The sequence below is a fragment of the Pauljensenia sp. UMB3104 genome, assembly GCF_030217285.1.
Classification (GTDB): domain Bacteria; phylum Actinomycetota; class Actinomycetes; order Actinomycetales; family Actinomycetaceae; genus Pauljensenia.
Genome location: NZ_JASONN010000004.1, coordinates 1 through 23,024 on the forward strand (window position 1 = coordinate 1; position 23,024 = coordinate 23,024).

The window sequence follows — 23,024 nt, forward strand, 5'->3', positions numbered from 1 at the left end:
CCCCCCCGAGGTGTCCGGCCGTCCACACTGGGTGCGCCGCCCCCAGCCACCACCACCCACCCAAGCAAGCCCCTGGTTGTCCACAGCCGACGGCCGCGCCGTCGGGACGCTGTGGACAACCAGGGGCGAAGACGCCGCCGCCTGTGGTCGTGGTGATTGGTTGCGCGTGTGGTTTGCAGGTACCCCGTTGGGTGCCTGCAAACCACGGTCGCGTGAAGCGTTCATTCCCAGTCGGGGGCGTCGGGCCATGCTTCGGGCATGTCTGTCGCTGGTGTTGTGGCGGGCTGTGGCTCTGGCGTTGGCGTGGTGCGGACGGGCTGGGATGCTACATTTGCTATATTTGCCTGTTTCGCTGGCATTGCTATATTTGCTGTACATTCGTCGGTGAGGGCGTTGATGTGGACGCGCTCGATGCGGGTGTCGGCTTCGGCGGCGTTGATCGTGCCAGAGGGGACTTTCACGACAAGGTATGCGCCGCCCTGGGGTAGGGATTTGATGTCGTTGGGATGAAGGATGAATTCATCAACCTCCCGGAGGCTGCCGACGCCGCTTGCGGCGTGCATGCCTCCGAGTGCGTCCCAGTCGTCCTCTACCTGGACGGTTTCTTTCCAGGTGAGGCGGCTGCCGATGTCGCGGGCGATTGCGTCTGCGGCTTCTCCCCTGGTCTGCCGTAGGACTAGCCAGACGTTGGCGTTGGTGCGCACGCTGGCCGCGAACTGGGGGCTGACGGCTTCGAGGTCGGCGTCGAGGTCTTGGGTAGCTAGTAGGACGGCTCCGCCTGCGCTGCGGGCGCGGGCGTACAGGTCGGCGACCCTGGGTGTGCCCAGGGCGCCGAATTCGTCGAGGATGACGGGGCACATGTGGGTTTTGCCCCATCCGTCGCGTGCGAGGCGTCCGAACGTCGCGCAAAGGTCTTGCACTGCGAGGGTGCCGATGGTGCGAGCGGTTTGGGGTGCTCCTGCGGCGTCGAGGGAAAGGCACACGATGTCCCCGGCACGTATCGCGTGTTCTAACTGGAACCCTGTGGCGTCGAGAGTGCGGCCTGCGGCGGTGTCGACGATGACGGCGACGCGGTCTCTCACGTCGCCTACGTCGCCCTCGTTTTTCGAGGCGTCGAGGTCGTCGAGGTATCGAGTCAGGGACGCGGCCACGGCTGGGGACACGAACGGCGTCACTGACCGCAGTGTCTTGATGCTGAGGAGGTCTGCCACGTCGGCCAGGCCGATCTGCCATGTGCCGCCCCCGACGCGAGCGACGCGGGCGTCGGCGAGATCGACACACACACGGCATGCTTGCTGTAGCAGGCGACGCGAGAGGGTTGCGTAGTGGAGGTTGACGTTTTTGTCGGCCGCGAACAGCGTTTCATAAAGGGCGTCAGACATTTCGTCGGCGGTGAGTCCGGCGAGGGGGTTGTAGCTGGTGCCCGTGGCGTCGACGGTGACGTGGCGGAATTGGCGACCAGTTTGCTTGGCGATAGCTGCGAGGGTGGCCGCGAGGTCGGGGTCGGCTTTCATGTCGATAACGACGGCTGGCAGATGTAGGTCTCGCGAGGCCGGGGCGCCGGTGAACCCGTAAAGGACCCTTTCGAGCGCCTGGGTTTTCCCGACGCCGGTCGGGCCGATGACGACGCCGTGGGTGCGCAGGGCGGCTGCGTCGAGACTCACGGGGCGGGCTGCCTCGTCGACGCCGATTGGCACGTCGAGGTCGTTCACGGTCGCTGCGGCCGGTGCGGTTGCTGTGGCCGCGCGTTGCCTGGCCTTAGCTCGATGCACGCGCTTAGCGCTGGCCGGCCGCTTGGTGCGAGCTCGCGGCCCCGCATCGTCGTCGATCTCACGCCAGGTGGCGTCGAAGCGCCTGCGGTAGGCGAGGTAGATGCCCGCGACGAGGATCCCGGCGCATGCCGCGAAAGGTGCTTGGGCGATCGCCCATGTCTGCCAGTTGGCGTGGATGACGCTGGTTGTGCTTTCGCGCCGAAGGAAAGCGCTCCACAGGTCGTGTAGGACGGTGATGTAGGTGTCGCCGTAGGTGGTGGCCCAGCCCATCCAGATTCCCAGACCGGTGGCGAGTGCTCCGGCGGCGCATACCCACCAGGCGTGGATGCGGTCGCGGCCGATCCGGCCCAGCGCGACAATTGCGCCTGCAATTGTCGCGGTCAGGGGGTTCAGAATGACGGCCGCGCCGAAAATGAATCGCGCGACTTGTTGCTTTTCGGTGTGAACGACATTTCGAGTGAATCGAATTCGTGGCGCACTCATGATTCCCGTCCGGTCTCGTTGTCTAATATCTTTGCGAGAGGATAGACCGCGATGGGTCTGCCCATTCCTCTGGCTTCTAATGTTGTGTTGGCTTCTTCTGCGGCTTCACTGACGACGCGATGCGAGTCCGGCGTTGTCAAGTAGACGCCAATTCGGTAATTCTCTGAGTATGCGTATCCGTGCATAAGGTAGATGAGTCGCCGTTTGGTTTTGGGGCTCCACTCAACCTCATATCCGATGCAGCTTCCTCGCTCACCGCTTACGATATCCGGCCACGCTATTCCTCTTTTGCCGCTCGGTCGTGTAATAGCAATCGCGTATGGATTCTCTGCGGGGTCTGTTGTAAGTGCTCGCGCCTCTCGTTCCGTTATGAGATGCGTCCTATCTCCTCTATGCAGTAAAGCGAGGTAGGCGTCAATGCATGCGCGGTCGTGCGCGTATTCTGCGAGCTTAACGCCCGCACCCGATCCGCCTTCGACACCCATAAATTCGGCTCCTGCCGGGGTGAGGGAATGAACCTGCGATTTCCCGAGAACGTACTCGGACTGCACGAACCCAAGGTCGCGAAGATGTTTCAAGCGACGTGAGACATATGGCTTCACCGACGATGCGCGCTGATGCGCAAATAACTCGGCTCGGATAATCTCAACAGGAACAAAGCGGAACTTCGCGAGAAACGACAAGATTCGTTGATCGGCTTCACTCACTAGCATGGTGCCTCCTGAGATTGAACGGAACGTTTTGTATTCACGCGATTGTTCATCTGCTTACAAGACTAACATTCGCTATGCAGATCTTTGTCTGCTGTATTTTGCCTATTACATCTCTTATACTGCTGACTTGCCGCGCGGCCAACGATACGTAACCACTTACTTCCCTCCTCACTACCACACCATCTATCCTTATCCTCGTTCTTCACACCCACTTTCTTTCTTCCTGCCCTCCCGACGCTCGACCCCCCTCGCACAATGCTTGTCGTTGGGTGAGGGGGGTCGAGCGTCGGGAGGGCAGGATACCCCTTGGGGTTTCGTGGGTGTGATGACAACTCAGATTGTCACTCTGTTGTCATCTGGGTTGTCATGGGTCTTGGTGTGGTAGTGAGGAGGGAAGTGGCGACGGGGATGCTTGACACTGGTGGCGAAACACTCGCCGGTGCGGGACTTATTGTTTGGGGAGGTGAATATGTTCTGCGCTATCGTATTCGTTGCCCCAGGCTTGTTCAACGGCCTCCTCAATGAGCCTGTATAGGGCGGTACCGGTGGTGAGTTTTTTCCATCTGAGAATGTAGTAGCAGCGCTCTGAAACATCGGCGCTCAGAGCGCGGGTAATCTGGTCTCGATAGGGCTTATATTCTCGTCGTGCATCAGCCATGATGGTCCTTTCAGTTGTTTGCGTAGGTTCGGAATATAACGTGTTGATCGCGACCCCAAATGGGTTCAACATTGATCCCTTGGGTGGGCGAATCGGCGGATATCATTTGACCATTTCCGATGTAGATCGCGGTATGGTAATACGAGCGACCATTGTCATTAGACCAGAAAATGAGGTCACCGGGCTTTGCTTGAAATTCCGGTATTTCGACCCCCATTCTGGCTTGTGTGTCTGCATAGTGTGGGAGAGTTATTCCTCTGCGAGCCATGAATTGCATGGTAAAGCCTGAACAATCGTAGTGTTCGGGGCCTTCTGCTCCCCATACGTATCCGTGGGAGTCATCGTTGGCTATTGATTGTGCCCATGCGATTGCTTCTGCATCATCTCCGCTTCCAATGCCGCTTTGGGAGGCGAGAAGCAGACTTCCATCAGCTCCTTGGTACATGGGAATTGCATTGATAATTTTAGGCACGTATTTTTCGGTTTCGCCGTTGATAGGGATCCCGCCCGCGCTTTCGACGGCTCCCGTGCCTGCATTGTACGCGGCAAGCGCCAGTTCAATGCGGTTCCCGGCTACACTTTGAGCGGTAAGCAGGGCGTCTACTTCTTTGAGTTTCGCGCACATATAGTGCCCTTGACTGTAGATAGCGTCATGCGGATTATTGATGTCTGCTTTTCCGTCTCCGTCTCCGTCCATTCCTGCGCCACTATTCCAGGTGGCAGGCATGAACTGGCTGATGCCCTGCGCGCCCGCTTCCGAACCGGCTGATTCATTCCAGTTGGATTCGGCTGCAATTTGTGCAGCAATAAGTGCGGGTGTTATTCCTTCACATATGTTTCCTGCTTTGAGGACGTCGTCGCGGTAGGTGGCTGGTACGGCGTCGCTGACGCCGGTGGCAGCCGCAGCGCCTAATCCGGTCCCTGATCCGGTGTTTGTCAGAGCTACGAGGGCGGCCGGGGCCATGAGGAATATCAGGGCGATGAAGGCGACCAGGGCGCCTAACGCCCACGCCTTGATGCTAATGAGGCGTGCTCCCAAGGCGAGGGCTCCGCGCGCGTTGTCGTTCATTGGGCGCTCCATCTCGTGACCCGCCAGCCTCCTTGGGCTGGTTCTAGGGTGATGCGGCCGGTTCCGGTCGTGTTGTCTGTGCGCGTGTAGCTCACGGTGGCGCTCCATGTCGACGGGTGTGCTGGGTCTTCCTCGATCTGGGAGAACTCGACTGACACGAGCCGTGTGCCGGGGGTGACACCCGCGGTTTGTGCCTCGGGCGTGTTCACGAGATATACGGCCAGGGGTTTGGCGGTGTATGGGCTGATCGCTTCTTCGATATTCGCCCATGGGGTGTCGACCGTTCGGTTGTCCATGAATGCGTGCATCCATGCTTCAGCGGTGTTGCGGGCGGGTTCGAACACGTCTGGCGAGGCGCTTGGTGTCTCAGGCGTACTCGGTGCTGATGAGGCAGGTGCTGGCATGGGGGGTGTTGTCGGATCCATGGCTGGTGTGCTTGACGGTGATGCCGCAAGCTCGGGCGTGGGGGCGGTAGTCCACTGTCTCCATACGAGGACGGCCGCCCCCGCCGCAATCACAGCAAGGAGCGTCAGGGCGATGATGGTAGGGCCACGCCTGGGGGCCGGGGCACACTGGTAGGGTTTGTGCGTTCCGGCCTCGTCGAGGAGCCCATCCCACTTGCTTGGCGTCATGCGCGTGCTCCCCTCTTGGCGGTAACGTCGATGGTGCGTCGACGCGGCGCGTTACGTCGCAGGTGTGCGTTACCGACACCTGATCCAACGCGAGGCGCGGGGCGTGCCGATTCGGGTCGTCCCGCATTCCCTGTGCGGGGCATCTGGTAGGTGCGCGGCGGAAGGGTACGCCCGGTATTTTGGGGCCGCATCGCGGTGGGGTCAACGTGTCCCAGGCGGCTGTCGCGTTCGGGAGCGGGAGTCGTGGGTGTGGTGCGCTCAGGAGCGGTGGGCGCGCCCGTTGGCTTTTTCTGTCGTTCCGTGGGGGCCTTGGCCTCTTTGGGCACCTCGCCGCTCGCTCGCGTGTAACGGCCTCGGGGCGTGTGCTCGGGTGTGGCTTGCTCGGTGGTGTGCTCGGGCGTGGGTGCGGCGGTTGCACCGGTGGTACCGCCTGTGGGAGCTGGTCCTAGGCGGCGCGGCTTGTTCGCTCCACCCATGCCGCGTGGGCGCACAATACCTCCGTCGGGCGCGTCGGGTAGCGTCGCTCCTTGCGTCTTGTCACGTGGTTGCTTGGGGGCGCGGGGGCGCGGGCGTTTGCGCCCCAGGCCCCGCAGCAGGTATCGGACGGCGAACGCGGCCCCGAGTAATCCTCGCGCCTTGGACGCAAGCCCCGTATCGCTGGCCTGGAAGATGCGTTTAAGGTGGGCGAGGAGAACGAGCGAAGCGATCATGGCTGTGATTGTCAGGATCAGTGAGGTGAACCATCCCATGGATGAGGTGAGCCTCATAGCTGCCATCGCTACAGCAAGAACGATGGTGAGGACCAGCTGAACGAGGAAGCTCATGACCGTGAAATTGAACAGTAGTGTCAGCCAATTGTTGGCCCATTGTCGTGGTGCTCCGGGGATTGCCCATAGGCAGGCAAAGAGTCCTCCGACGACCAGCATCATGAGTGCCAGCATGAGGTTGAAGGCCACGAGACAGTTCAGGACCAGGACCATGACGGCAAATACAAACGCGGCGATTAGGGCGGTAATTGCTGTCACAAGCCGTATGGGGGCGTTGTGGCCGGTAATCGTTGCGTATGCTTCAGAGTCTTCGCCTACGGCGCTCTTGAACGCGGCGCTGTCAAGGTAAGCGCTTCTGGTCTCCGCGTCGCTGGAGAATAGGGGTTTACTCAGCACGGTTTCCCCGTGTTTCTTACAGCCCTCGATGCTTCCGAACTCGCCTTGGCACCAGGGGGTGACGACGAAGGTGCGCCAGATCGCGTCGCCCATTTGGCGCATGGCGTTGTTCTGCTCGGTGCCGGTGAAGGTCGGGGTGGCGGCCTCGATGGGTTCGGTTAGCCCCTCGCTGGCTCCGACGGCGGCGGCCGCCGCTGTTTGTGTTCCAGCGTCACGGAAGGCATTAATACCGTTGACGTATTGCTCTGGCGTATTCGCGAGACTGATCGCCACGACGCCAGCGGCCAGGCAACACCCCAGTTGGGTGGCGAGCTGGGACGGGGATGAGGATCCCCGTACCCATGCCACCAGCGCTCCAATGGCGAGAGTGGAGGGCAAAAGCCATTGGACGAACGCGTTTGAGACGGAGCCGATCGAGCCGGTGAGCTGGGTTCCAAGCGCCGTGTATGAATCGAAGCTCATGGTCTGCCAGCTCATGGCAATCGCGGCGAGTGTCCAGGACTGAGCTTGCATGAACGTTGAGTTCGCCAGCGTGTTTGTGTTGCGATCAACGGTGTTATCTACGACTTGGGTGACGCCGCTCTTATCGACGTAGTCCCACTGGTAGGCCCACACGGGATAGGTCTCGAACAGGGTTGGTTCGTCGCTGTCTTTGAGGTCGGGGACGGTGATCAGGCTCCCAATCCCGTCAACCTCGTACTGCCCGCTCTGTGCGTCCTCGTCGTCTGCCCATGCAGCAGATCCCGACCACATGACAGCGATCGCAACCACGACGGCTGCCAGAATCAGACGAGCGGTCTTCACCATTCGTCGGTGTCGAAGCGCCATGAGCCTTCCTCCCAGATCATCGTGTAGCGGTCTTCTACGGTCTTTTGCTTGGCGTTGATGTATCGGATACGGATCACGGCCGTGGTTTCGTTGTAGCTCACGGTGTCCGTGTCGATGAAAGTGCCTGGGCTGTCTCCATGGGCGTCGACGGGATTGGCGCACGTGCGCTGCATCCCATACGTGCTAGCGAAACGGCGGGTGATGAGCGTGTCGCAGTACTGACGTACCATGTCGGCCGTCCTGTAGGAGGCGTGGATGTAGTCCCATGCGGCGCGAGCTGCCGTTTGCGCGCCAGCTTCGTCGTGGGAGGTGGTCACCTGTGCCGCTGGCGAGGGCACGGGGGCTGGCGTTTGCGTGGCCATTCGTCCAATCCCATACACAACGGCCGCCACGATGATCACTCCTACAACGGCTGCCCACACGATGCCGAGCTCTCGGCGTTTAGGCGGCGGTGTCGAGGTCATGTCGAGTCTCCTTCCTAGGTGGCGTGGTGTCGAGAGCTTGGCGCACTCGGTCATTGGGGATAGCGATTTGGATGGTGGCCACGCGGCGGCGGGCGTCGCGCATGAGGCAGTGCCCGTGCCACACGTCGCCGCTGGCGGGATCGACAGAGACAGTGTCGATCATGGCTCGCACGTCGGGTGAGGGTTCCAACCCGAGTAGGCGTGCGGCCGCGTCCTGCTGCTTCTCTGTACTCTGACTGAACACGAAGGTGGTTACAATCTGTTCCATGATTCCGTCGTGATCGGCAATCGAAGATGGATCTTGGCTATCAATCACAAGCGAGACGCCCAGAGCGCGCCCTAGTCGCGCAATCTGGTTAAGGAATGTCGCACCGTCCTGGTTTGCCGTAAGAAGGTGCGCTTCGGGAATGACCACGAGCTTGCGCAGGCTGCGCATAGCTTGCGTTTTTGCCACCGTCATAACCCACGCGAGCGCCCCGCGTGCCACGGCCGCACCCACGCGCTGGGTGGTGGTCCACTCGGCGGGTGCGGTGCCCACTTGTGGCAGGTCGAGCTTGGGGAACTGAATCAACGTGATGCCAGGTTCTGCTGTCAGCGTTTCTTCTGTGCGCTGGCCGATGATCATGCGACCGATCGCATCTCCCTCATACGAGCGCAGTTCTCGGGCCACGCGCTGGGCAATTTCATCTCCTGCCTCCATGCGTTCGATGAGCCGGTGGCTCGATCGTTCGTCACCGGAATCAAGGAGGGCGGCGATGTGCTCCATGAGCACAGGATGAGCCGCCAGCCGCAGGCTGTCCGAAATCAGGAGCATGAGCTGGCTGTGCGCATGCGTGCGCGCGTCCTCGGGGTCCATTGTGGCCAGGAGGTCGCAGGTGCCCGCGTAGCGGGCCGACATGTCGATGCGGCGCGCATTGATACCCATGCTAGTGGCGGCTGCAACTAGCCCGCCGTGTTCGTTGTTAAGGTCGCCTTTGAGATCGAAAACGATCGTCATTGCTCCCTCCGCTCCTGCATCTAGTGCGATGAGCTGCGCGCCTGTGGTTTTCCCGCGCCCGCTTTTCCCAATGAGAGCGATGGTGGTCGTGTCGCCTCGCAAGGGTGCTTCGGTGGGGTGGAAATGGACGAGGGAGCGTGTGGCGCCCGTGGTGTACCCGATTACCGGCCCTTCGCGGTCGCCGGTGATGGATCCACCCCAGAACCAGGACCCAAAGAATGCTGTGGCGTCCATGACGTGGTTCATGTCCTCGATGCGCACCGTGTCACCAGGCAGGCTAGATAGCCATGCTGCGTCTTGTTCGTCGGCGCATACGTCTACCGTGATTCCTGCTTGCGCATAGGCCTCAACCACCGCATCAACGGCTAGGTAGAGGTCATCAAGCGTCGTCTCGGTGACCGTGAGGATCGGCCACGCCTCCACCAGGGACGTGCGGCCACGCTTGATCTCCAGACCGAGTGAGCGCATCTCTTCCTCAGCCAGCAAGATGTCTTCGTCGGCTTCCTCGACGTGAGATTCTTCGGCGTCCCTGCGCTGGTGCTTGGCCCGCTTCTGTGTCTTAGCGACGCGTTTCAGCGCACTAGCCTGGCTCATGAAGCTAAACCTCACGGACGCTTCTGGGAGCACGGCTTGTGCGCCGTCCATCGTGGGTCGCGCGATATTTGACAGCGCGAGGAGCCATTGCCCGTTGCTCAGGGTGTCGACGGTCTCGGGGAACTCGGTGATCAGCAGGCACGCGGTGTAGGCCACTTCTGTGCCTTGGGCGTCGTAGAAGCGCAGGTGATCCCGGAAAGGCACGACGCGGCCGCGCCCGAGCCTGGCCAGGGGCGCGCCGGTGATCGTTCCCTCCCGAGGCTTGGCTTCACTCGTTCGGAAGGTCTCGCGGCCCACCAGCCATGCCAGGGTTTCCGCTGGGACGGGCAGGGCCTGGAAGGGTTTTCCGGTCATGCGTCCGATGATTGAGCGCATTTTTCCGTCGAGGTATTCCAGTTCCTTGACGGGAATCGCGTTGCGATTTCCGCTGATCCAGTCGGCGGCTGCGTTAATCGTGGCGACCGCGCCGGGCGTGGTGCGGTCTTCCACGTCCACCCCGATGAACACGTGGCGTTCGGGCAGTTCCCAGGAGTCGATCGAATCCGCTCGCGCCTGCGCCCACGCCATGGCCTGTGGTTGCGTGAACGTGGGGGCGTCCTCTCTGTAGGTGTCCGATGTGATGGCGCCCCACACGATTTTGAGCTGGCAATCGTAATCAGCCAGCGCTCCTTGCGCTTGGGCGATCGCGCTCATAACCTCGTCGTCCAGGTCAGCGGTCGTCGCCGTTTGTGTCGACGCTGGCGTGATCTCCATCCAGACCGTCGCACGATCAGCAGTGACGATGATGCCGTCAGCGATCGCACGATAGGTCGGGAATGAGCGCCCCATCTGCGGATACAGGCCAACGGCCCGTTTGAGTGAGTCAAACATGACGGCGGTTCCTAACTGTCTGCATGTGCTCGAAGCTGTACAGGCGCACCTCAACGCGTGGCGTGATCGGCTGACCTGCGGGGAAGGGGCGGCGCGCGCCCTTGGTCGCGGATTCCCACAGGTGTTCGTCGTCCTTGTGGAGGACGCGAGTACGCCACCAGGTGGCCACGTCGATGCGCTCACGGGGAGTGAGAACACCTCCGCGCTCTCCCACTCGTCTCCCGGCCACAATCGGGATGTGGCCAACCAACGCGTAGCGGGCGGCGAGCATCCATGCCACCAGGCGACGGCGACGCGCATGTTTGGGGTCGGGGGTGAACCCCCAGTACACGATGACCACGGGGATGGTCACGTACAGAGGGAACGTTGCCTGCGTGGGCAGACCAAAGACGAGCGTGAGGGCCGCGAACCAGGCCACCAGAAAGAGCCCGCCGATCTTGAGGAAGTCGACCTCTAGACCATCTTTGAGGCCCATCGGGCCAATCTGGTAGAGCTTGCGCGGAAACTCAAAGCTCCGCGTATGGATGCGTGCTTCAGACATTGAAGATCCTGTTAGCCAGGTTCTCCAAAAACGTGAAAACGGTGTCGTAGTTGAAGATGATCGCTGCAACAACCGCCCCCGAAAGAACGTATGCCGCGAGTTTGCCGTGGCGATCGGATGCCCAAAAATACAGGCCTCCCACCGCGAGAATGATGACGAAGATGTTGCCTGCACCCGTAAGGGTCCAGTCTTTGAGGCCACCGAACATGAGAGTCTCCTTAGTTGGTTGTGGTGATTGAGAAGATTTGCCAGCGTGTGGCGTCATGGGCCTTCACCGGTACGATCGTGACGGTGTACTGGCTTGTGAGGGTTGCGTCCCCGAGCTTCCAGGCGACACTCATCTCTGCCTGGCGGCTCTCCTCACTCCCGGCGTAGACACGCCAGGAGGTGATTTTGGCACTCGCTCCCGTCAGGGCGGGGGCATCCACGCTGCCGCCTGGAGCGACCAAGGCGTCGACGTCCCCGCCCGGCCACGCGCGCGCGAACGCCTCGATGTCGGCGCGGGTGGTTTCCGTGAGCTCTTGATCGGTTTCGTGAGCGATCGCGGCGCTACTCGATGTCGGGGCCGTCGGGAGTCCCACCAGTGCCGGAGCCCCGGCCACCGATGGGGTCGTGGTGGGGTTGGTGATCGGCACCAAGACACCCACCCACCCGGTTGTTGCTGTCTTCGCCTCTGGTGGAGTTGCAACCTCGACGGCTACCAGGACGTTGACGCGTTCTCCCTCAACGGTAGTCGAAGCGACGTATGAATCAGTAACCAAGAGTTTGCCTGCTCCGTCCCATCCGGCATTACCCGCACCCGCCCACGTCTGCGACAGGGCCTCCGTGCGGGCAGGGCCCTCACCCACCGCCACGTAATCGCGGGCGGCACGTTCGGCCACCGACGCGGCGGCCGTCATGTCGATCCCCCATGACTGGGGCACCTCTGTGGGAGCCTGGGCCTCGGGGGCGCGCGGGGGCGCAACGAACACGCGCCACGCGCCCACGAATGCGAAGAACCCTACCGATGCGATCACGACAGCGCGCGCCACGCGCTGTCGACGTGACGGGGTTGCCACTTCCCACGGCAGCACCCGCCGCCGCGAGCTCTTCTCCTCCGTCTCGCTCACTCCCCCCTCGCTGTCGGTGGGCTCGACAGCGGTGGGCTGGGATACGGTCGGGTCGGGATCGGGAGCATGGTGAGGGGGCGCGGGGATCCCCGCGACCCTCTCGCCCGTCGGAGGCGTTGACGGCAGGCTCACAGTCCTGCCTCCGCAGCCGCATCGACCACGCCCGAAGGATCTTCAACCTCTGGCTGGGGTTCAGACCATTCAGGCGGTGTCTGTGTGGCCGGGGCGGAAGCGCTCTTGCGGCGCGGGATCGCGACGTTGAGACCAACGGCCTCGATTGCGACCGTCGTGCGGTGGCGTGTCTGCCCAGATTCATCCATCCAGGAGTTAGCGACGAGCTCGCCCACGAGCACAACGGGGTTGCCCTTGCGGAACCCGGCTGCCGCGATGGCCTCGGCGCGATCGCCCCAGGCATAACTATCCCAAAAAGTCGGGTCCTTTGATCGCCACTCGCGTGCTTTGATGCTGTAGTAGCGTTCCGAGCATGCAATCCGTAGGTGGACGCTCGCGCGCCCATCCGAAGCGGGACGGTACTCAGGATCAGCGGTGAGATTACCGACAAACGTGTGGGTAGTCATGATTTCGAACCTTTCTGTGTGGTTTTGGTTTGGGGATCTGGACTGACCAGCGGAAAAAGAGTTCAGGCGCTACGCACTGCTGAGAGGTCGTTCACCTGTTTCATGGCCTCGTGCACGAGGCCAGCGAGTTCGGCGTTGCTGGCCTGGGGATGGGCTGCGCGCATGTGTTCCCACAGCCGCTTGTGAGCCTCTTCTCGGGCGCGTTCTTCGGGGGTTTTGGCAGCTTCGGCGGCGGCGGTGATCGCGGCTGCTTGCGCCTGGCGCGCGGCGTCGATTGCGGCTGCTTGCGCCTGGCGCGCCGCAGCCGTGCGAGCTTGGGGCGCGTCCGCGATTCCCGCGTTCTGGTCGAGGCGGTAGGCCACAAGCGAACTCATACGGCGCACGCCATTGGCGGGTTTTTCGCCCATGAGTCCCCGAATCTGAGCGGGTGTCCATCCCGCAGCGATGCGCTCAGCCAGCATGTCTGCGACCTGGCGGGCACCGGTGCGGTCCATGGCCTGCATCCACTCGGGCAGGCACGCCCCAATGAGCGCGCTCGCCTCGTCGACGTGGCCGGATTCCTGACGGGCGGCCTGGGGGCCAACCTCCTGGCGTTGCTGGGCTATTTCCGGCGCCCGCGCCGGTGCGGGATGCTCGGCTGCCCACGCCAGGGCCTCGGCGAGCTGGCCAGCGTTCCACCAGCCTTCCACCAGCAGGCTCGCGGGATTCTCTCCTGAGGCGAGCATTTCGGCCGCCAGTTCTCCGCGAGCCGTGGCCGCCTCGGCGTCGGCGTCAGCCGAGCCGGGCACTGCGCCTTGTGCTGAGAGATCATCCTGGATGGCACCCGACCCGACCGGATCGCGTGGGGGCTGGGGAGGGTTGGGTAGGGTCTGGTTCATTAATGACGGTTCATATGATGGTTCTTCCTTATAGGGACCGGTCACCTGTGACCGGGGGGTCCCGTCATGGGTGACCGCACCCCTCCGGTCATCGTGACCCCTGCGGTCATTTTGACCGGTCGCGGAATCATGCGGAAAAGTCGCACCGCCTGGGACCCCCCGGTCATTTTGACCGGACCCCCCTCCGGTCATTTTGACCGGTCGCGGAATCATGCGGAAAAGTCGATACCGTTCCACCTCGGCGATAACCTCGTCGATGGTTGCGCCGTCGGGCACGTTGAGCGTGACGCTCTGGTCGGATTGGAGCGTGTGATCAGGTTCCGCTCCCACGTTGAGCAGGTACAGGTTGGACGCCAGGCCCTTCGAGGTCATGCGACGAAATGTCGTCACAAGCCCCATTGCTTCGAGCTTGCGCAACGCGCGGCGCGCTGTCGAGGTGCTTTGCCGCGACTTCTTGCACAACGTCTTCTGGTTGTGCCAGCAGTAGCCCTCATCGTTTGCGGCGTCCGCCAGTGCCAGCAGAACAAGCAACGGGGCATTGTCCGTGAGGGTTTCCAAGCCCCACACCCAGCTAGAGACCTTGACGCTCATCGCCCCTCACTCCCCTTCTCCGCAAGGAAATCGCGCAGGCGAGTGTCGAGAGAGGTCAGGGAATCAGTGCATGCGTCACGGTCACCGATGATGAGCGCCGTGCGCGCTTTCGTCAGCGCGGCGATGCACTGACCATACGCAACGCCGCGCGCCTCTCGGTCAGCGGCATACTCTCGCGTGGCCTGGGCAAGCATGCGACGCACGCTCTCCAGACTCTCCCCCAGGTTCGTCCCCTCAACGCCCAAGGCATCAACCAGATCCATGAGGTCCTCATCCGCATGCCGCAGCAACGTATCTACCGGCCTGGAGAGTCTCAGCTTCATCGCCCGGCCCTCCCAAGACCAGGAATCGGGACATCTCGCGCCTGCCCAATCGAATCAGACAACTCGACACCTGACGCACGTGCGTACTCGGCAAGATCCACGATGCGAAAGAATCGACGCGCGCCCGCCCCATACTGGATCGAGGGAATCTCACCCTGCTTAGCAAGACGCATCAGCCGCGCATAGGTCATCCCTGGAAGCAACGCCGCCGCCTCCTTGGCGGTGAGCGTTTGCGACTCGTGCGAAAGATTTTCTTTCATGCGTCAAGACTATGACATATTTCAGATGTGGGCAAGCTCTTACACTTGCAATTTTGTCTTTCATCTGTGACACTTATTGCATGCTTGATCATTCGACAGTTGGTGCCGCTGCGCAGCTCACTTTCAATGGAGCTGTGAGCCTCACTCTTTCGCAGTACTTCATGGCACACGGACTCTCTAGAGCGAGCGTCGGCACCCTCCTCGGAACCTTGCCGCAATCGGTCTCAAACCGCCTCTACGACAAGGCGAAGTGGAGCGCGGAAGAACTAGCACTACTTGCAACCCACTTTGGCATCCCTGTCGATGCCCTCATGCCCACCCCGGACGGGTCGGGCGGTTGGGTGCCCGCGCCATACGTGCCCGCCGGGACCGCTCAGATACGACGAGACCCGGCCCCTTACGGGACCGGGTCTGTGGTGGTAGCGGGGACAGGATTTGAACCTGCGACCTCCGGGTTATGAGCCCGGCGAGCTACCGAACTGCTCCACCCCGCGTCGGCTTTAGATACTTTAGAGCATCCAACGGGAGGACACAAACCGAACGCGGTGATGTACGTCCTAGCTACGGGACGCTGTCAGGAGCAGTCGAACCGAAGCTCTACTGCGGGGCCGACGCGGAATCATCCGGAGTCCCGGGCACGACGGGCGCTCCACTCGGAGGCGCAAGGGTGGGACTCGAAGTCTGCACCGGCATCCCTTGGGGCGACGCGGGCTGGGTTGGCGACACCTGCATCGGAGCTCCCTGAGGGGGTGCAGGCTGATTCGTCGACACCTGCATCGGAGCTCCCTGAGGGGGTGCAGGCTGATTCGTCGGCACCTGCATCGGAGCTCCCTGCGGCGACACAGTCTGCGCCGGTGCTGCCGCGTGAGGGTAATAGCCGACCGGAGCACCGAAGGGGGCACCGACGGGGGTGGAAGCAGAGGGACGCCGGTCGGGCACAGCAAGGACAATGGCAATGATGACAATCGAGCGCACGATCAGCCAGATCAGAACCATACGCACAACGAGCAAGGAGGCATACCAAACATCACCAAAGACCGACGGATGGAGCGTCGGAGGCATAAATAGCCAGTACCAGCGCCCGCCTTCCAGGACGGCGAGCACCGGGTCAATGAGCAGGAAGGACACGAGAACGACGCCGACCAGAGCGTAGCGCACTGCGTTGCTTCGTTTTTGGAGCGCGACAGCGGACAGCACGATCGCCACGATGTACATAATGACTGACTCATAGAACCAGACGCTCGTAAAACGCTCGAAGAAGATGCTCAAGTCGTCGAAGAAATAGGGAATGAATTGGTTAACGAGCGCGATTACCGAAAGGATTAGCTCAAGCCTCAGGCAGACCCGCACGCGCGTGGAGAGCGGTGGACGCTTCGGACTCGGCGCAGCCGCGTAGGGGCCCGGCTGTCCCCAGGCTTGCGGTGCGGGCATCGGTTGAGCGCCACCCTGGTACGGGCCCCCCTGAGCAGCACCGGAGAATTGACCGGGAGCAGTGAAAACCCCACGTGCACCGCCGGGAGGGTTGGGCAGGGGGTTCGGGATTTGAGAATTGCTCACTGTCAGGTTCCTTCCACGTGTGTTGGTGGCGCGTGAGCACGCATGATCTTCATCATATCGGCAGCGCGCTACCGACATGACGAAACACACGGAGGGGCTTTCCCGATCGTGCACAAACACCACCGCACATGGGACGCGCCCGGCCCACCTCACAACGTGATCGGCAGGGCCGGGCGCGCAACGGGCGCAGAGCGCCTATGAGCCGCTTTGTGCTCCGCTCGTGGCGGATGCGCTCGGGCTCGGAGTGGGCGTCGGCGTACCTGAGTTCGGGGTCGCCGACGAGGATGTACCGAGCGCCGCCTGCGCGGCCTCCGCACGAGTCAGGGCATCGTGCAGACGCGTCTGAGCCTCGCCGTATGCCGTCCAGTCGCCCTTGCTCATCGCGGCATCCGCGTCACGCATGGCCTGCGCAGCGTCGCTAACGGCCTGGGACAGCTGGGTGCTCGCATCTGATGAGCTCGCACCCGACTGCGAGGTGTCCCCCGACGGTGGAGTCGTCGTACCGGGAGAGGTTGACGAGCCTGAATCGTCCGAGACAAGCTGGCGCAGCGACTCCTCGAGGGTCGGCGCGAATCCGACCTTGTCACCGAAGGCGGTGAGCACCGAGCGAAGCACGGGGTATGACGCCGACCCGGTGCCCTGCACGTAGACGGGCTGCACGTAGAGCAGACCGCCGCCGACCGGCAGGGTCAGGAGGTTGCCTCGGATGACCGTCGAATCGGCCTGGTTGAGCAGGTTGAGCTGGGTGGCGATCTTCTCGTCAGAGTCGTACTTGTTTTGGACCTGGCCGGGTCCGGGCACGGTCGTCGACGAGGGCAGCGCGAGCAAGCGGAGCTTGCCGTATCCCTCACGCACCTGGCCCGGCGTATTTCCCGTCTCCGAGTCCACCGCGAGGAAGCCCGCCATGGCCTCGCGACGTCCCTCGCCGCCGCCACCGGGGACGAAGACGGAGGTCAGTGAGAACTCGGCGCTATCCTGGCCAGGCATCTGCATGGTCAGGTAGTACGGGGGCTGCAGGGCGGTCGGTGCGGGCAGCGGGTTGCCTGCCGCGTCCATGCGCGGGCTCGTGTCGGTGGACGAAGCCGCGCCGTAGGTGGAGGTCTCCTCGGCCAGACGCCAGCGGTCACCGCCGGAGTAGAAGCCAGCCGCGTCGGTGACGTGGTAAGTGGCCAGCAGGTTGCGCTGCACCTTGAACATGTCCTCGGGGTAGCGCAGGTGGCTCATGAGGTCGCCGGAGATAGCGGACATGGGCTCGACGCTGCCGGGGTAGATCTTCTCCCACGTGCGCAGGATCGGATCCTGATCGTCCCAGCGGAACAGGCGCACTGACCCGTCGTAGGCGTCGACGACGGCCTTGACGGAGTTGCGCATGTAGTTGATCTTGTTCGCCTGCACGTACTGGCCCATCTGCGTGGACTGCGAGTCGACCGTCGCGTCCGAGAGCGACTCGTGCTGGGCGTAGGGATAGTTGTTCGTGGTCGTGTACGCGTCGACGACCCACACGAGTCGCTTGGGGGTCGAGGCGTCCCCGTCCATGTCGACAACCGCCGGGTAGGCGGACTGCTCGAGCGTCAGGTAGGGCGCGACCTTGGACACGCGCAGCAGAGGGTCGCGGTCATACAGGATTTGCGAGGCCTCGTTCGTCTGAGAGGAGAAGAAGAGGTCCGTGGAACCGAACTTGATCGCGTACAGGAGCTTGTTCCACACGTTGCCCACAGACGGGCCACCGTTGCCGGTGAACGTCGTGGAAACCTGGCCACCCACCGCGGTGTCATCCGGGTAGTCGAGCTCCTGCGGGTCGGCGCCTTCGGGAGCTCCGACGATGGAGTAGTCGGGCGAACCGGGGCTGAAGTAGACGCGTTCCTCGTAGTCACCCATTTCACCGACCGAGGGCACGGACTGCTCCCAGTAGGACGGCAGGCCGTCACTGGTCAGCTGGTTGCCGTAGGCGGCGACAGCGCCGTAGCCGTGCGTGTAGACGGTGTGCTGGTTGACCCAGGTCTGCTGCTCGGCGGACAGGCCCGAGAGGTTGAGCTCGCGCACGGAGATCACCGTGTCGCGCCGTTCCCCGCCCACGTTGTAGCGATCGACCTTCATGCCGGAGTTGAAGCCGTAGTAGAGGCGCGACTGCTGGAGCTGCTGGACGGTCTTCGTGATGACCTTGGGGTCCAAGAGACGCACCTGGGAGGTCAGTGCGTCGTTGTCGAACTGACCGGCAGAGGCCGTCGTCGCCGCATCGTAGTTCGTCTGGTAGTCGACGTTATCGAGCCCGTATGCGGCCAGCGTCGCATCAATGTTTCGCTGAATGTAGGGCGACTCAAGGGTGCGCTGATTGGGGCGCACGCGGAATTGCTCGACGAGGGCCGGGTAGGCGCCAGCCAGAACGAGGGCGGCGACGACGGTGACCGCCACGCCGGTGACCGGCAGGCGCCACGTGCCCTTGAAGGCCGCGACGACGAAGAGGACCGCGACGAGGCCGGAGATGACCGCCAGAATCGAGTGCGCCGGCAGCGTCGCGTTGATATCGGAGTACATGGCGCCGTGAATGGAGCCGGAATCCGAAGTGAGCAGCTCGTAGCGGCCCAGCCAGTAGTTCACGCCGATAAACAGGGACAGGCAGGCCGCCATCATGCCGGTCTGCAAGCGCGCCTGCTTGGAGGCGTGAGGACGCGGGGCGAGGCGAATCGTCCCGTACAGGTAGGACACGATGATTGCTGCGACCAGGCCGATGCTGGTGACCGTCATGAGGAAGGAGACGAGCACCTTAAGTGCGGGCAGGACGAACACAAAGAAGGAGATGTCCAGCCCGAACTGGGGGTCAACCTGCCCGAAGGAGGAACGGTTGAGGAACTGCAGGAGTGTGCGCCATTCGGTGGCCAGGCGCGCGCCGTTGGAGAAGCCAAAGAAGAGAGCGACGCCCCAGAACGCGAGGCGACGCATAGGTTCGAGTGCCTCTTGGTAGCCGCGCAGGGCAGCCGAGGCCTCGCCGCGGGTAGAGGACGCACGATGCCGGTAGGCGAAGGACATCGAGAAGAAGATCAGGGCCGTCGCCACGACGAAGCCAACGACAAATAGGCCGATGTGCGCTCCCCACTGGGTGAGGATGACGCGTGTGGCGCTCATCTGACGGAACCACAGGATCTCGGTCCACACGATGGATGCCGCGTAGATGATGGCTCCGATGATCGCCAGCGCCACGATCGTGATACCAGCGGGACCCGGCTTGCGGACGGTCAGCTGCCTGGGCGCACGATCAGGGTCTCGCGGAGCGCGCGCTCCGCCCGGGGGAAAGACTGAAAAATCGAAGCTCACGGCATTCCTCTCTGTCAAACCGATAGCTTCAATCCAGTGTAGCGGCGCACAGAGGTAACTTCGCCTCGGTCTTATTCGCTCTCCGTGAGATTATGGGAGGCATGACTGTTGAGATGATGCCGAGTGCGCGCGAGATCGCGCTGGCCAACGTGGTTGTCGATATCGAGAAGGGCGCTGCCCGGGTGGGCTGGGACCACGCGCCTTCCATCTATGCGCTGGTTCCCACGGCGACGCTGTTGGCTGACCCGAATCTGCCCGCCGACATCGCCGCACAGCTGCGCTCTGGCTGGGATGGCAGCGATGATCACCTGAGCGCCATCATCCAGGAGGACCTGGCCGACGACGACATCGAGCAGGTCCTGGCGCACCTGGCGTGGCCCGAGACGGTGCCCGGTGCGGCGATCACGGTCGAGCGCATCGTCGTCCCCCCGGAGGTTGAGGACGAGGCCCCCGAGGACCCCGAGGAAGCCCTCGCATTCGTGGCCAACCACCCGCTGCGCACCGACGTGCGCCTGGCGGTGGGCGTCATGCGCACCGGCGAGTCCTGGTGTGCGCTGCGCACCCGCGCCTTCGACTCCGATGACAAGGTCGGGCAGGGCTCGAACCTCGTTCCCGCCTTGGTTGACGCCCTGCGCGCGTCCCTCGAGCCGGTGACGGACGAGCAAGCCTGAGAATCACGAGGAGGCCCCGGCCTCGTCCCGGACCAGAAGGACGAGGCCGGGGCCCTCTCGTACCCTACCGGCCGAAGGCGGTGGGTGGGCTAACAAGCGCTACTGGCAGGTCGGCAAGCTATCCCCGGTGCCGTCGGCGATCGAGTGAACGGCGGAGACTGCCTGGTCGAGGGTGGACACCGAGACGACGTGCATGCCGTCGGGGACGTGCCCAACGACTTCGTCGCAGTTGGTGGAAGGGGCGAGGAACCACTGGGCTCCGTCGCGGTGTGCACCCCACAGCTTCTGCTGGATCCCTCCAATGGCGCCGACCTGGCCGTCATAGGACATGGTTCCGGTGCCCGCGATCGAATTGCCGCCGGTCATATCTCCGGGGGTGAGGCGATCGATGATGCCGAGCGAGAACATCATGCCGGCGCTCGGGCCTCCCACACCCTCGATGTTGACGCTGATGGTGACAGGCAGGGAAGGATCGACGGAGAGGTAGATACCCAGCTTCGAGCCGCTTTCCGTCGCCGATGCTGCCACGGAGTCGAAGGAGAGATCCTGGGTCTCACCGTTCCTCTCGACCGTCAGCGTCATCGTCGATCCCGCGGGAACCGTGCGCATGATCGAGAAAGGCGTGACCGCGTCCGCGACCTCGTGGCGGGTGCCGTCCGGAGTGGTGATGGCACGCAAGATATCGCCCTGCTCGACGATCCCCTCGGCGTTCGAGCCCTCCACCGCCCCCTCGATAGTGACAGTCGCGGGAACGTTCCATCCGAGGTACTCGAGGGCTGCGACCTGGGACGTCGTCTGCGAGTTACGCATCATGGCCAGCTGAGCGTCGCTCACCTGCTGGCGTGTGGTTCCTTCGGGATACACCGACTCGTAGTCCATGATCTTGCTGTGAGGGTCGAGGTAGGCGGCGATGAGCTGAGCGAAATTCAGGCGGGAGTCCGGACTGCCCGACTCGGAGACCGTCACCATGCGCAGCTGACCCTGCCCGGGCTTCGCGGGATCGAGATACGAAGCGGACTCGGGTTCATCTTGCTCGACCGGTTCTCCCGTCGTCGGGTCAGTCCCGTCGATCTCGAGGATCGGAACACCCTTGTCGGACCCCAACACATTGAAGGTCGGGCCGGGGCTATTGACCACGAAGGGAACGGGGATCACAAAAAGGATCACGACCATCGCGAGGGCAGCCAGGATGGCTGTGAGGATACGCCAGCTAACGATTGGTGCACGTTTCGTTGGAGCCTGCTCGAAGGGCAAGAAACTATCGGCTGACGAGGTCATGTGCGTGTCACTCACCGTGTCATTGTGTCCCACGCACGGCGCGGTTGCACGCGCGCCGGGCCCAACGCGTTCAGCTCTCAGCGTTTTCGCAGGGATTTGCCAGCTGAGTCGCACGAGCGCTCGCTAGGCTGAGCTCATGAACGAGAACGAGTCCGGCACCCCCTTTGAGGATTTCCTGCGCTCCATGTTGGGCGACGAGGCCGCGGCCGAGGCCGCTCGCGCGCTACAGGCGCAGGGCTTTGACCCCGCGAACCTGCCCGCGGAGTTTTCCGATCCTGCGCGCATGCGCGCCGCGATGGGCCAGTTCCAGTTCCTCATGAACACGACGGCCGGCCCGGTCAATTGGCGCCTGGTGGAGGACGGCGCGAAGCAGGCCGCGTACGCCAGCGGCGACCCTGCCCCCACGGCCACCGAGGCAGAGGCTGCACGTCAGGCGATGACGGTCGCGGACCTGTGGCTCGACGCGGTCACGGATTTCGCCTCGGGCCCGGTGACGCGCAATGTGTGGAGCAGGGTGTCGTGGGTCGAAAACACGATCCCCACCTGGAAGCGCATCTGCGAGCCAATTGCCCTGAACGTGTCGCGCGCGCTGTCTGCAGCGCTGTCTGAGCAGTTCGGGCAGGGCGGCCTCGACGATTCCGCTTCGCTTCCCGACGGCATGGCGGCGATGCTCGGCAAGACTCAGGAGATGATGCCGCGCCTGTCGGCGATGATGTTCTCCGCTCAGATTTCACGCGTCCTGGCTGCTCTGGCGGGCGAATCTTTCGGCACGTTTGACACGGGCATTCCCCTGTCGGATACCTCGCACGCGGCTCTTCTCCCCCACAACATCGCCCAGTTCTCCGAGGGGCTCGACGTCCCCTTCGACGAGGTGCGCCAGTTCCTCGCCGTACGCGAGGCTGCACACCGGCGCCTCTTCGCGTCCGTGGCGTGGCTCGAGGGCGACCTTGTGCGCGCTGTCGAGCGCTACGCCTCTCAGATCGCGATCGACACAGAGGCGATAACCGAGGCTGCCCGATCAGTTGACCCCTCGGATCCGCAGTCCGTGGAATCGGCGCTCAGCGGCGGCGTGTTTGCGCTATCGACCACGCCGGACCAGCGCCGTGCCCTGACGCGCCTGGAGACAATGCTCGCCCTCATTGAGGGCTGGGTCGAGGTCGTCACGGCCCAGGCCACCCTGCCCTACCTGCCCCACGCGGATGCGCTGCGCGAAATGATGCGCCGTCGGCGCGCCTCGGGCGGTCCCGCCGAAGAGATCCTGGGGACTCTCATGGGACTGAAGATGCGCCCGCGTCAGGCTCGCGGCGCAGCGTCCATCTTCACCCTGGTGGAGGCAGACGGCGGTCGCGAGGCCCGCGAAGCCCTGTGGTCGCATCCGGACATGGTGCCCACGGAGACTGAGCTGGCCACGCCCGACACGTTCCTGACCCTGCGCCGTGCGGCTGCGGAGGAGGACGCGGATATCGACGCTGCGCTGACCTCTCTTCTCGACGGGACGCTCGGTTGGGCGGACGGACTGCAGCCCGGGGACGAGGCCTCGGCCGGTTCGGATGAGTCCTCATCGGACGCGGGGGAAGCGGACGATCCGGACGAGACGAACTGAGACGTTCTAAAGAGATCTGACAAGTTTTCCACAGATTTTCCAAACGCCCACACACGATGGCCATTGAGGTTCATCATGGC

Annotated in this window: 20 protein-coding genes, 1 tRNA gene and 1 pseudogene; 2 read left to right on the forward strand and 20 right to left on the reverse strand. The window is 63.1% G+C overall.

Annotation, left to right across the window (positions count from 1 at the left end):
- Positions 1-221: 221 nt before the first annotated feature.
- From QP415_RS03030 to QP415_RS03115, 19 genes and pseudogenes are all read right to left on the reverse strand, one after another.
- A complete protein-coding gene (locus tag QP415_RS03030; protein WP_285098602.1) occupies positions 222-2,255 on the reverse strand; it encodes a type IV secretory system conjugative DNA transfer family protein in 2,034 nt (677 codons plus the stop codon).
- Positions 2,252-2,962 (reverse strand): hypothetical protein, encoded by a 711-nt coding sequence (locus QP415_RS03035; RefSeq protein ID WP_285098603.1) that lies wholly within the window; start codon positions 2,960-2,962, stop codon positions 2,252-2,254. The genes QP415_RS03030 and QP415_RS03035 overlap by 4 nt, the downstream gene beginning before the upstream one ends.
- A gap of 454 nt (positions 2,963-3,416) precedes the next feature.
- On the reverse strand, positions 3,417-3,626 hold the full coding sequence (locus QP415_RS03040) for a hypothetical protein (RefSeq protein ID WP_285098604.1): 210 nt from the start codon (positions 3,624-3,626) through the stop codon (positions 3,417-3,419).
- A gap of 10 nt (positions 3,627-3,636) precedes the next feature.
- On the reverse strand, positions 3,637-4,695 hold the full coding sequence (locus QP415_RS03045; protein WP_285098605.1) for a C40 family peptidase: 1,059 nt from the start codon (positions 4,693-4,695) through the stop codon (positions 3,637-3,639).
- Positions 4,692-5,327: a hypothetical protein gene (locus QP415_RS03050; RefSeq protein WP_285098606.1), complete on the reverse strand. Its 636-nt coding sequence runs from the start codon at positions 5,325-5,327 to the stop codon at positions 4,692-4,694. The genes QP415_RS03045 and QP415_RS03050 overlap by 4 nt, the downstream gene beginning before the upstream one ends.
- Positions 5,324-7,318: a hypothetical protein gene (locus QP415_RS03055; RefSeq protein ID WP_285098608.1), complete on the reverse strand. Its 1,995-nt coding sequence runs from the start codon at positions 7,316-7,318 to the stop codon at positions 5,324-5,326. The genes QP415_RS03050 and QP415_RS03055 overlap by 4 nt, the downstream gene beginning before the upstream one ends.
- The gene (locus QP415_RS03060) at positions 7,291-7,782 is read right to left on the reverse strand and encodes a hypothetical protein (protein WP_285098609.1); all 492 of its coding nucleotides are present in this window, start codon (positions 7,780-7,782) and stop codon (positions 7,291-7,293) included. Before QP415_RS03060 ends, QP415_RS03055 begins: the two co-directional genes overlap by 28 nt.
- A complete protein-coding gene (locus tag QP415_RS03065) occupies positions 7,760-10,066 on the reverse strand; it encodes an ATP-binding protein (protein WP_285098610.1) in 2,307 nt (768 codons plus the stop codon). The genes QP415_RS03060 and QP415_RS03065 overlap by 23 nt, the downstream gene beginning before the upstream one ends.
- A 169-nt stretch (positions 10,067-10,235) precedes the next feature.
- Positions 10,236-10,784: a hypothetical protein gene (locus QP415_RS03070; protein ID WP_285098611.1), complete on the reverse strand. Its 549-nt coding sequence runs from the start codon at positions 10,782-10,784 to the stop codon at positions 10,236-10,238.
- On the reverse strand, positions 10,777-10,992 hold the full coding sequence (locus tag QP415_RS03075; RefSeq protein ID WP_285098613.1) for a hypothetical protein: 216 nt from the start codon (positions 10,990-10,992) through the stop codon (positions 10,777-10,779). The genes QP415_RS03070 and QP415_RS03075 overlap by 8 nt, the downstream gene beginning before the upstream one ends.
- Before the next feature lie 10 nt (positions 10,993-11,002).
- The gene (locus QP415_RS03080; protein WP_285098615.1) at positions 11,003-12,025 is read right to left on the reverse strand and encodes a conjugal transfer protein; all 1,023 of its coding nucleotides are present in this window, start codon (positions 12,023-12,025) and stop codon (positions 11,003-11,005) included.
- Entirely contained in the window at positions 12,022-12,471 is a 450-nt protein-coding gene (locus tag QP415_RS03085; protein WP_285098617.1) for a single-stranded DNA-binding protein, read from the reverse strand. The genes QP415_RS03080 and QP415_RS03085 overlap by 4 nt, the downstream gene beginning before the upstream one ends.
- A 62-nt stretch (positions 12,472-12,533) precedes the next feature.
- The gene (locus QP415_RS03090) at positions 12,534-13,349 is read right to left on the reverse strand and encodes a hypothetical protein (RefSeq protein ID WP_285098619.1); all 816 of its coding nucleotides are present in this window, start codon (positions 13,347-13,349) and stop codon (positions 12,534-12,536) included.
- A gap of 399 nt (positions 13,350-13,748) precedes the next feature.
- A pseudogene (locus QP415_RS13740) lies at positions 13,749-13,940 on the reverse strand (helix-turn-helix domain-containing protein); the annotation flags it as partial.
- Positions 13,937-14,263, reverse strand: a complete 327-nt coding sequence (locus QP415_RS03095) for a hypothetical protein (protein ID WP_285098621.1) — start codon at positions 14,261-14,263, stop codon at positions 13,937-13,939. The gene QP415_RS03095 and the pseudogene QP415_RS13740, both read right to left, overlap by 4 nt.
- Positions 14,260-14,523 (reverse strand): helix-turn-helix domain-containing protein, encoded by a 264-nt coding sequence (locus QP415_RS03100; protein WP_285098623.1) that lies wholly within the window; start codon positions 14,521-14,523, stop codon positions 14,260-14,262. Before QP415_RS03100 ends, QP415_RS03095 begins: the two co-directional genes overlap by 4 nt.
- 417 nt (positions 14,524-14,940) lie before the next feature.
- Positions 14,941-15,017: transfer RNA gene (locus tag QP415_RS03105), tRNA-Met, on the reverse strand.
- A 103-nt stretch (positions 15,018-15,120) separates the two neighbouring features.
- Complete coding sequence (locus QP415_RS03110) at positions 15,121-16,080, reverse strand: hypothetical protein (protein ID WP_285098625.1); 960 nt, start codon at positions 16,078-16,080, stop codon at positions 15,121-15,123.
- A gap of 195 nt (positions 16,081-16,275) precedes the next feature.
- Positions 16,276-19,317: a UPF0182 family membrane protein gene (locus QP415_RS03115; protein ID WP_285098835.1), complete on the reverse strand. Its 3,042-nt coding sequence runs from the start codon at positions 19,315-19,317 to the stop codon at positions 16,276-16,278.
- 176 nt (positions 19,318-19,493) lie between these two features.
- On the opposite strand from QP415_RS03115, the gene QP415_RS03120 reads away from it, so the two are divergent.
- Positions 19,494-20,063 carry a PPA1309 family protein gene (locus QP415_RS03120; protein ID WP_034474752.1) on the forward strand — a complete coding sequence of 190 codons (570 nt, stop codon included), beginning with the start codon at positions 19,494-19,496 and terminating at the stop codon, positions 20,061-20,063.
- Between the two features lie 99 nt (positions 20,064-20,162).
- On the opposite strand, the gene QP415_RS03125 is transcribed toward QP415_RS03120, so the two are convergent.
- Positions 20,163-21,341 (reverse strand): YlbL family protein, encoded by a 1,179-nt coding sequence (locus tag QP415_RS03125; protein WP_285098837.1) that lies wholly within the window; start codon positions 21,339-21,341, stop codon positions 20,163-20,165.
- Positions 21,342-21,477: 136 nt separating this feature from the next.
- Between QP415_RS03125 and QP415_RS03130 the strand changes: the two genes are divergently transcribed.
- Positions 21,478-22,944 carry a zinc-dependent metalloprotease gene (locus tag QP415_RS03130; protein ID WP_285098628.1) on the forward strand — a complete coding sequence of 489 codons (1,467 nt, stop codon included), beginning with the start codon at positions 21,478-21,480 and terminating at the stop codon, positions 22,942-22,944.
- Positions 22,945-23,024 lie beyond the last annotated feature (80 nt).

Coding starts and splice junctions, on each gene's coding strand:
- QP415_RS03030 (WP_285098602.1), bottom strand. CDS start 2,255: ATGAGTGCGCCACGAATTCGATTCACTCGAAATGTCGTTCACACCGAA.
- QP415_RS03040 (WP_285098604.1), bottom strand. CDS start 3,626: ATGGCTGATGCACGACGAGAATATAAGCCCTATCGAGACCAGATTACC.
- QP415_RS03045 (WP_285098605.1), bottom strand. CDS start 4,695: ATGAACGACAACGCGCGCGGAGCCCTCGCCTTGGGAGCACGCCTCATT.
- QP415_RS03050 (WP_285098606.1), bottom strand. CDS start 5,327: ATGACGCCAAGCAAGTGGGATGGGCTCCTCGACGAGGCCGGAACGCAC.
- QP415_RS03055 (WP_285098608.1), bottom strand. CDS start 7,318: ATGGCGCTTCGACACCGACGAATGGTGAAGACCGCTCGTCTGATTCTG.
- QP415_RS03060 (WP_285098609.1), bottom strand. CDS start 7,782: ATGACCTCGACACCGCCGCCTAAACGCCGAGAGCTCGGCATCGTGTGG.
- QP415_RS03065 (WP_285098610.1), bottom strand. CDS start 10,066: ATGAGCGCGATCGCCCAAGCGCAAGGAGCGCTGGCTGATTACGATTGC.
- QP415_RS03070 (WP_285098611.1), bottom strand. CDS start 10,784: ATGTCTGAAGCACGCATCCATACGCGGAGCTTTGAGTTTCCGCGCAAG.
- QP415_RS03075 (WP_285098613.1), bottom strand. CDS start 10,992: ATGTTCGGTGGCCTCAAAGACTGGACCCTTACGGGTGCAGGCAACATC.
- QP415_RS03085 (WP_285098617.1), bottom strand. CDS start 12,471: ATGACTACCCACACGTTTGTCGGTAATCTCACCGCTGATCCTGAGTAC.
- QP415_RS03090 (WP_285098619.1), bottom strand. CDS start 13,349: ATGAACCAGACCCTACCCAACCCTCCCCAGCCCCCACGCGATCCGGTC.
- QP415_RS03095 (WP_285098621.1), bottom strand. CDS start 14,263: ATGAAGCTGAGACTCTCCAGGCCGGTAGATACGTTGCTGCGGCATGCG.
- QP415_RS03100 (WP_285098623.1), bottom strand. CDS start 14,523: ATGAAAGAAAATCTTTCGCACGAGTCGCAAACGCTCACCGCCAAGGAG.
- QP415_RS03120 (WP_034474752.1), top strand. CDS start 19,494: ATGACTGTTGAGATGATGCCGAGTGCGCGCGAGATCGCGCTGGCCAAC.
- QP415_RS03125 (WP_285098837.1), bottom strand. CDS start 21,341: ATGACCTCGTCAGCCGATAGTTTCTTGCCCTTCGAGCAGGCTCCAACG.
- QP415_RS03130 (WP_285098628.1), top strand. CDS start 21,478: ATGAACGAGAACGAGTCCGGCACCCCCTTTGAGGATTTCCTGCGCTCC.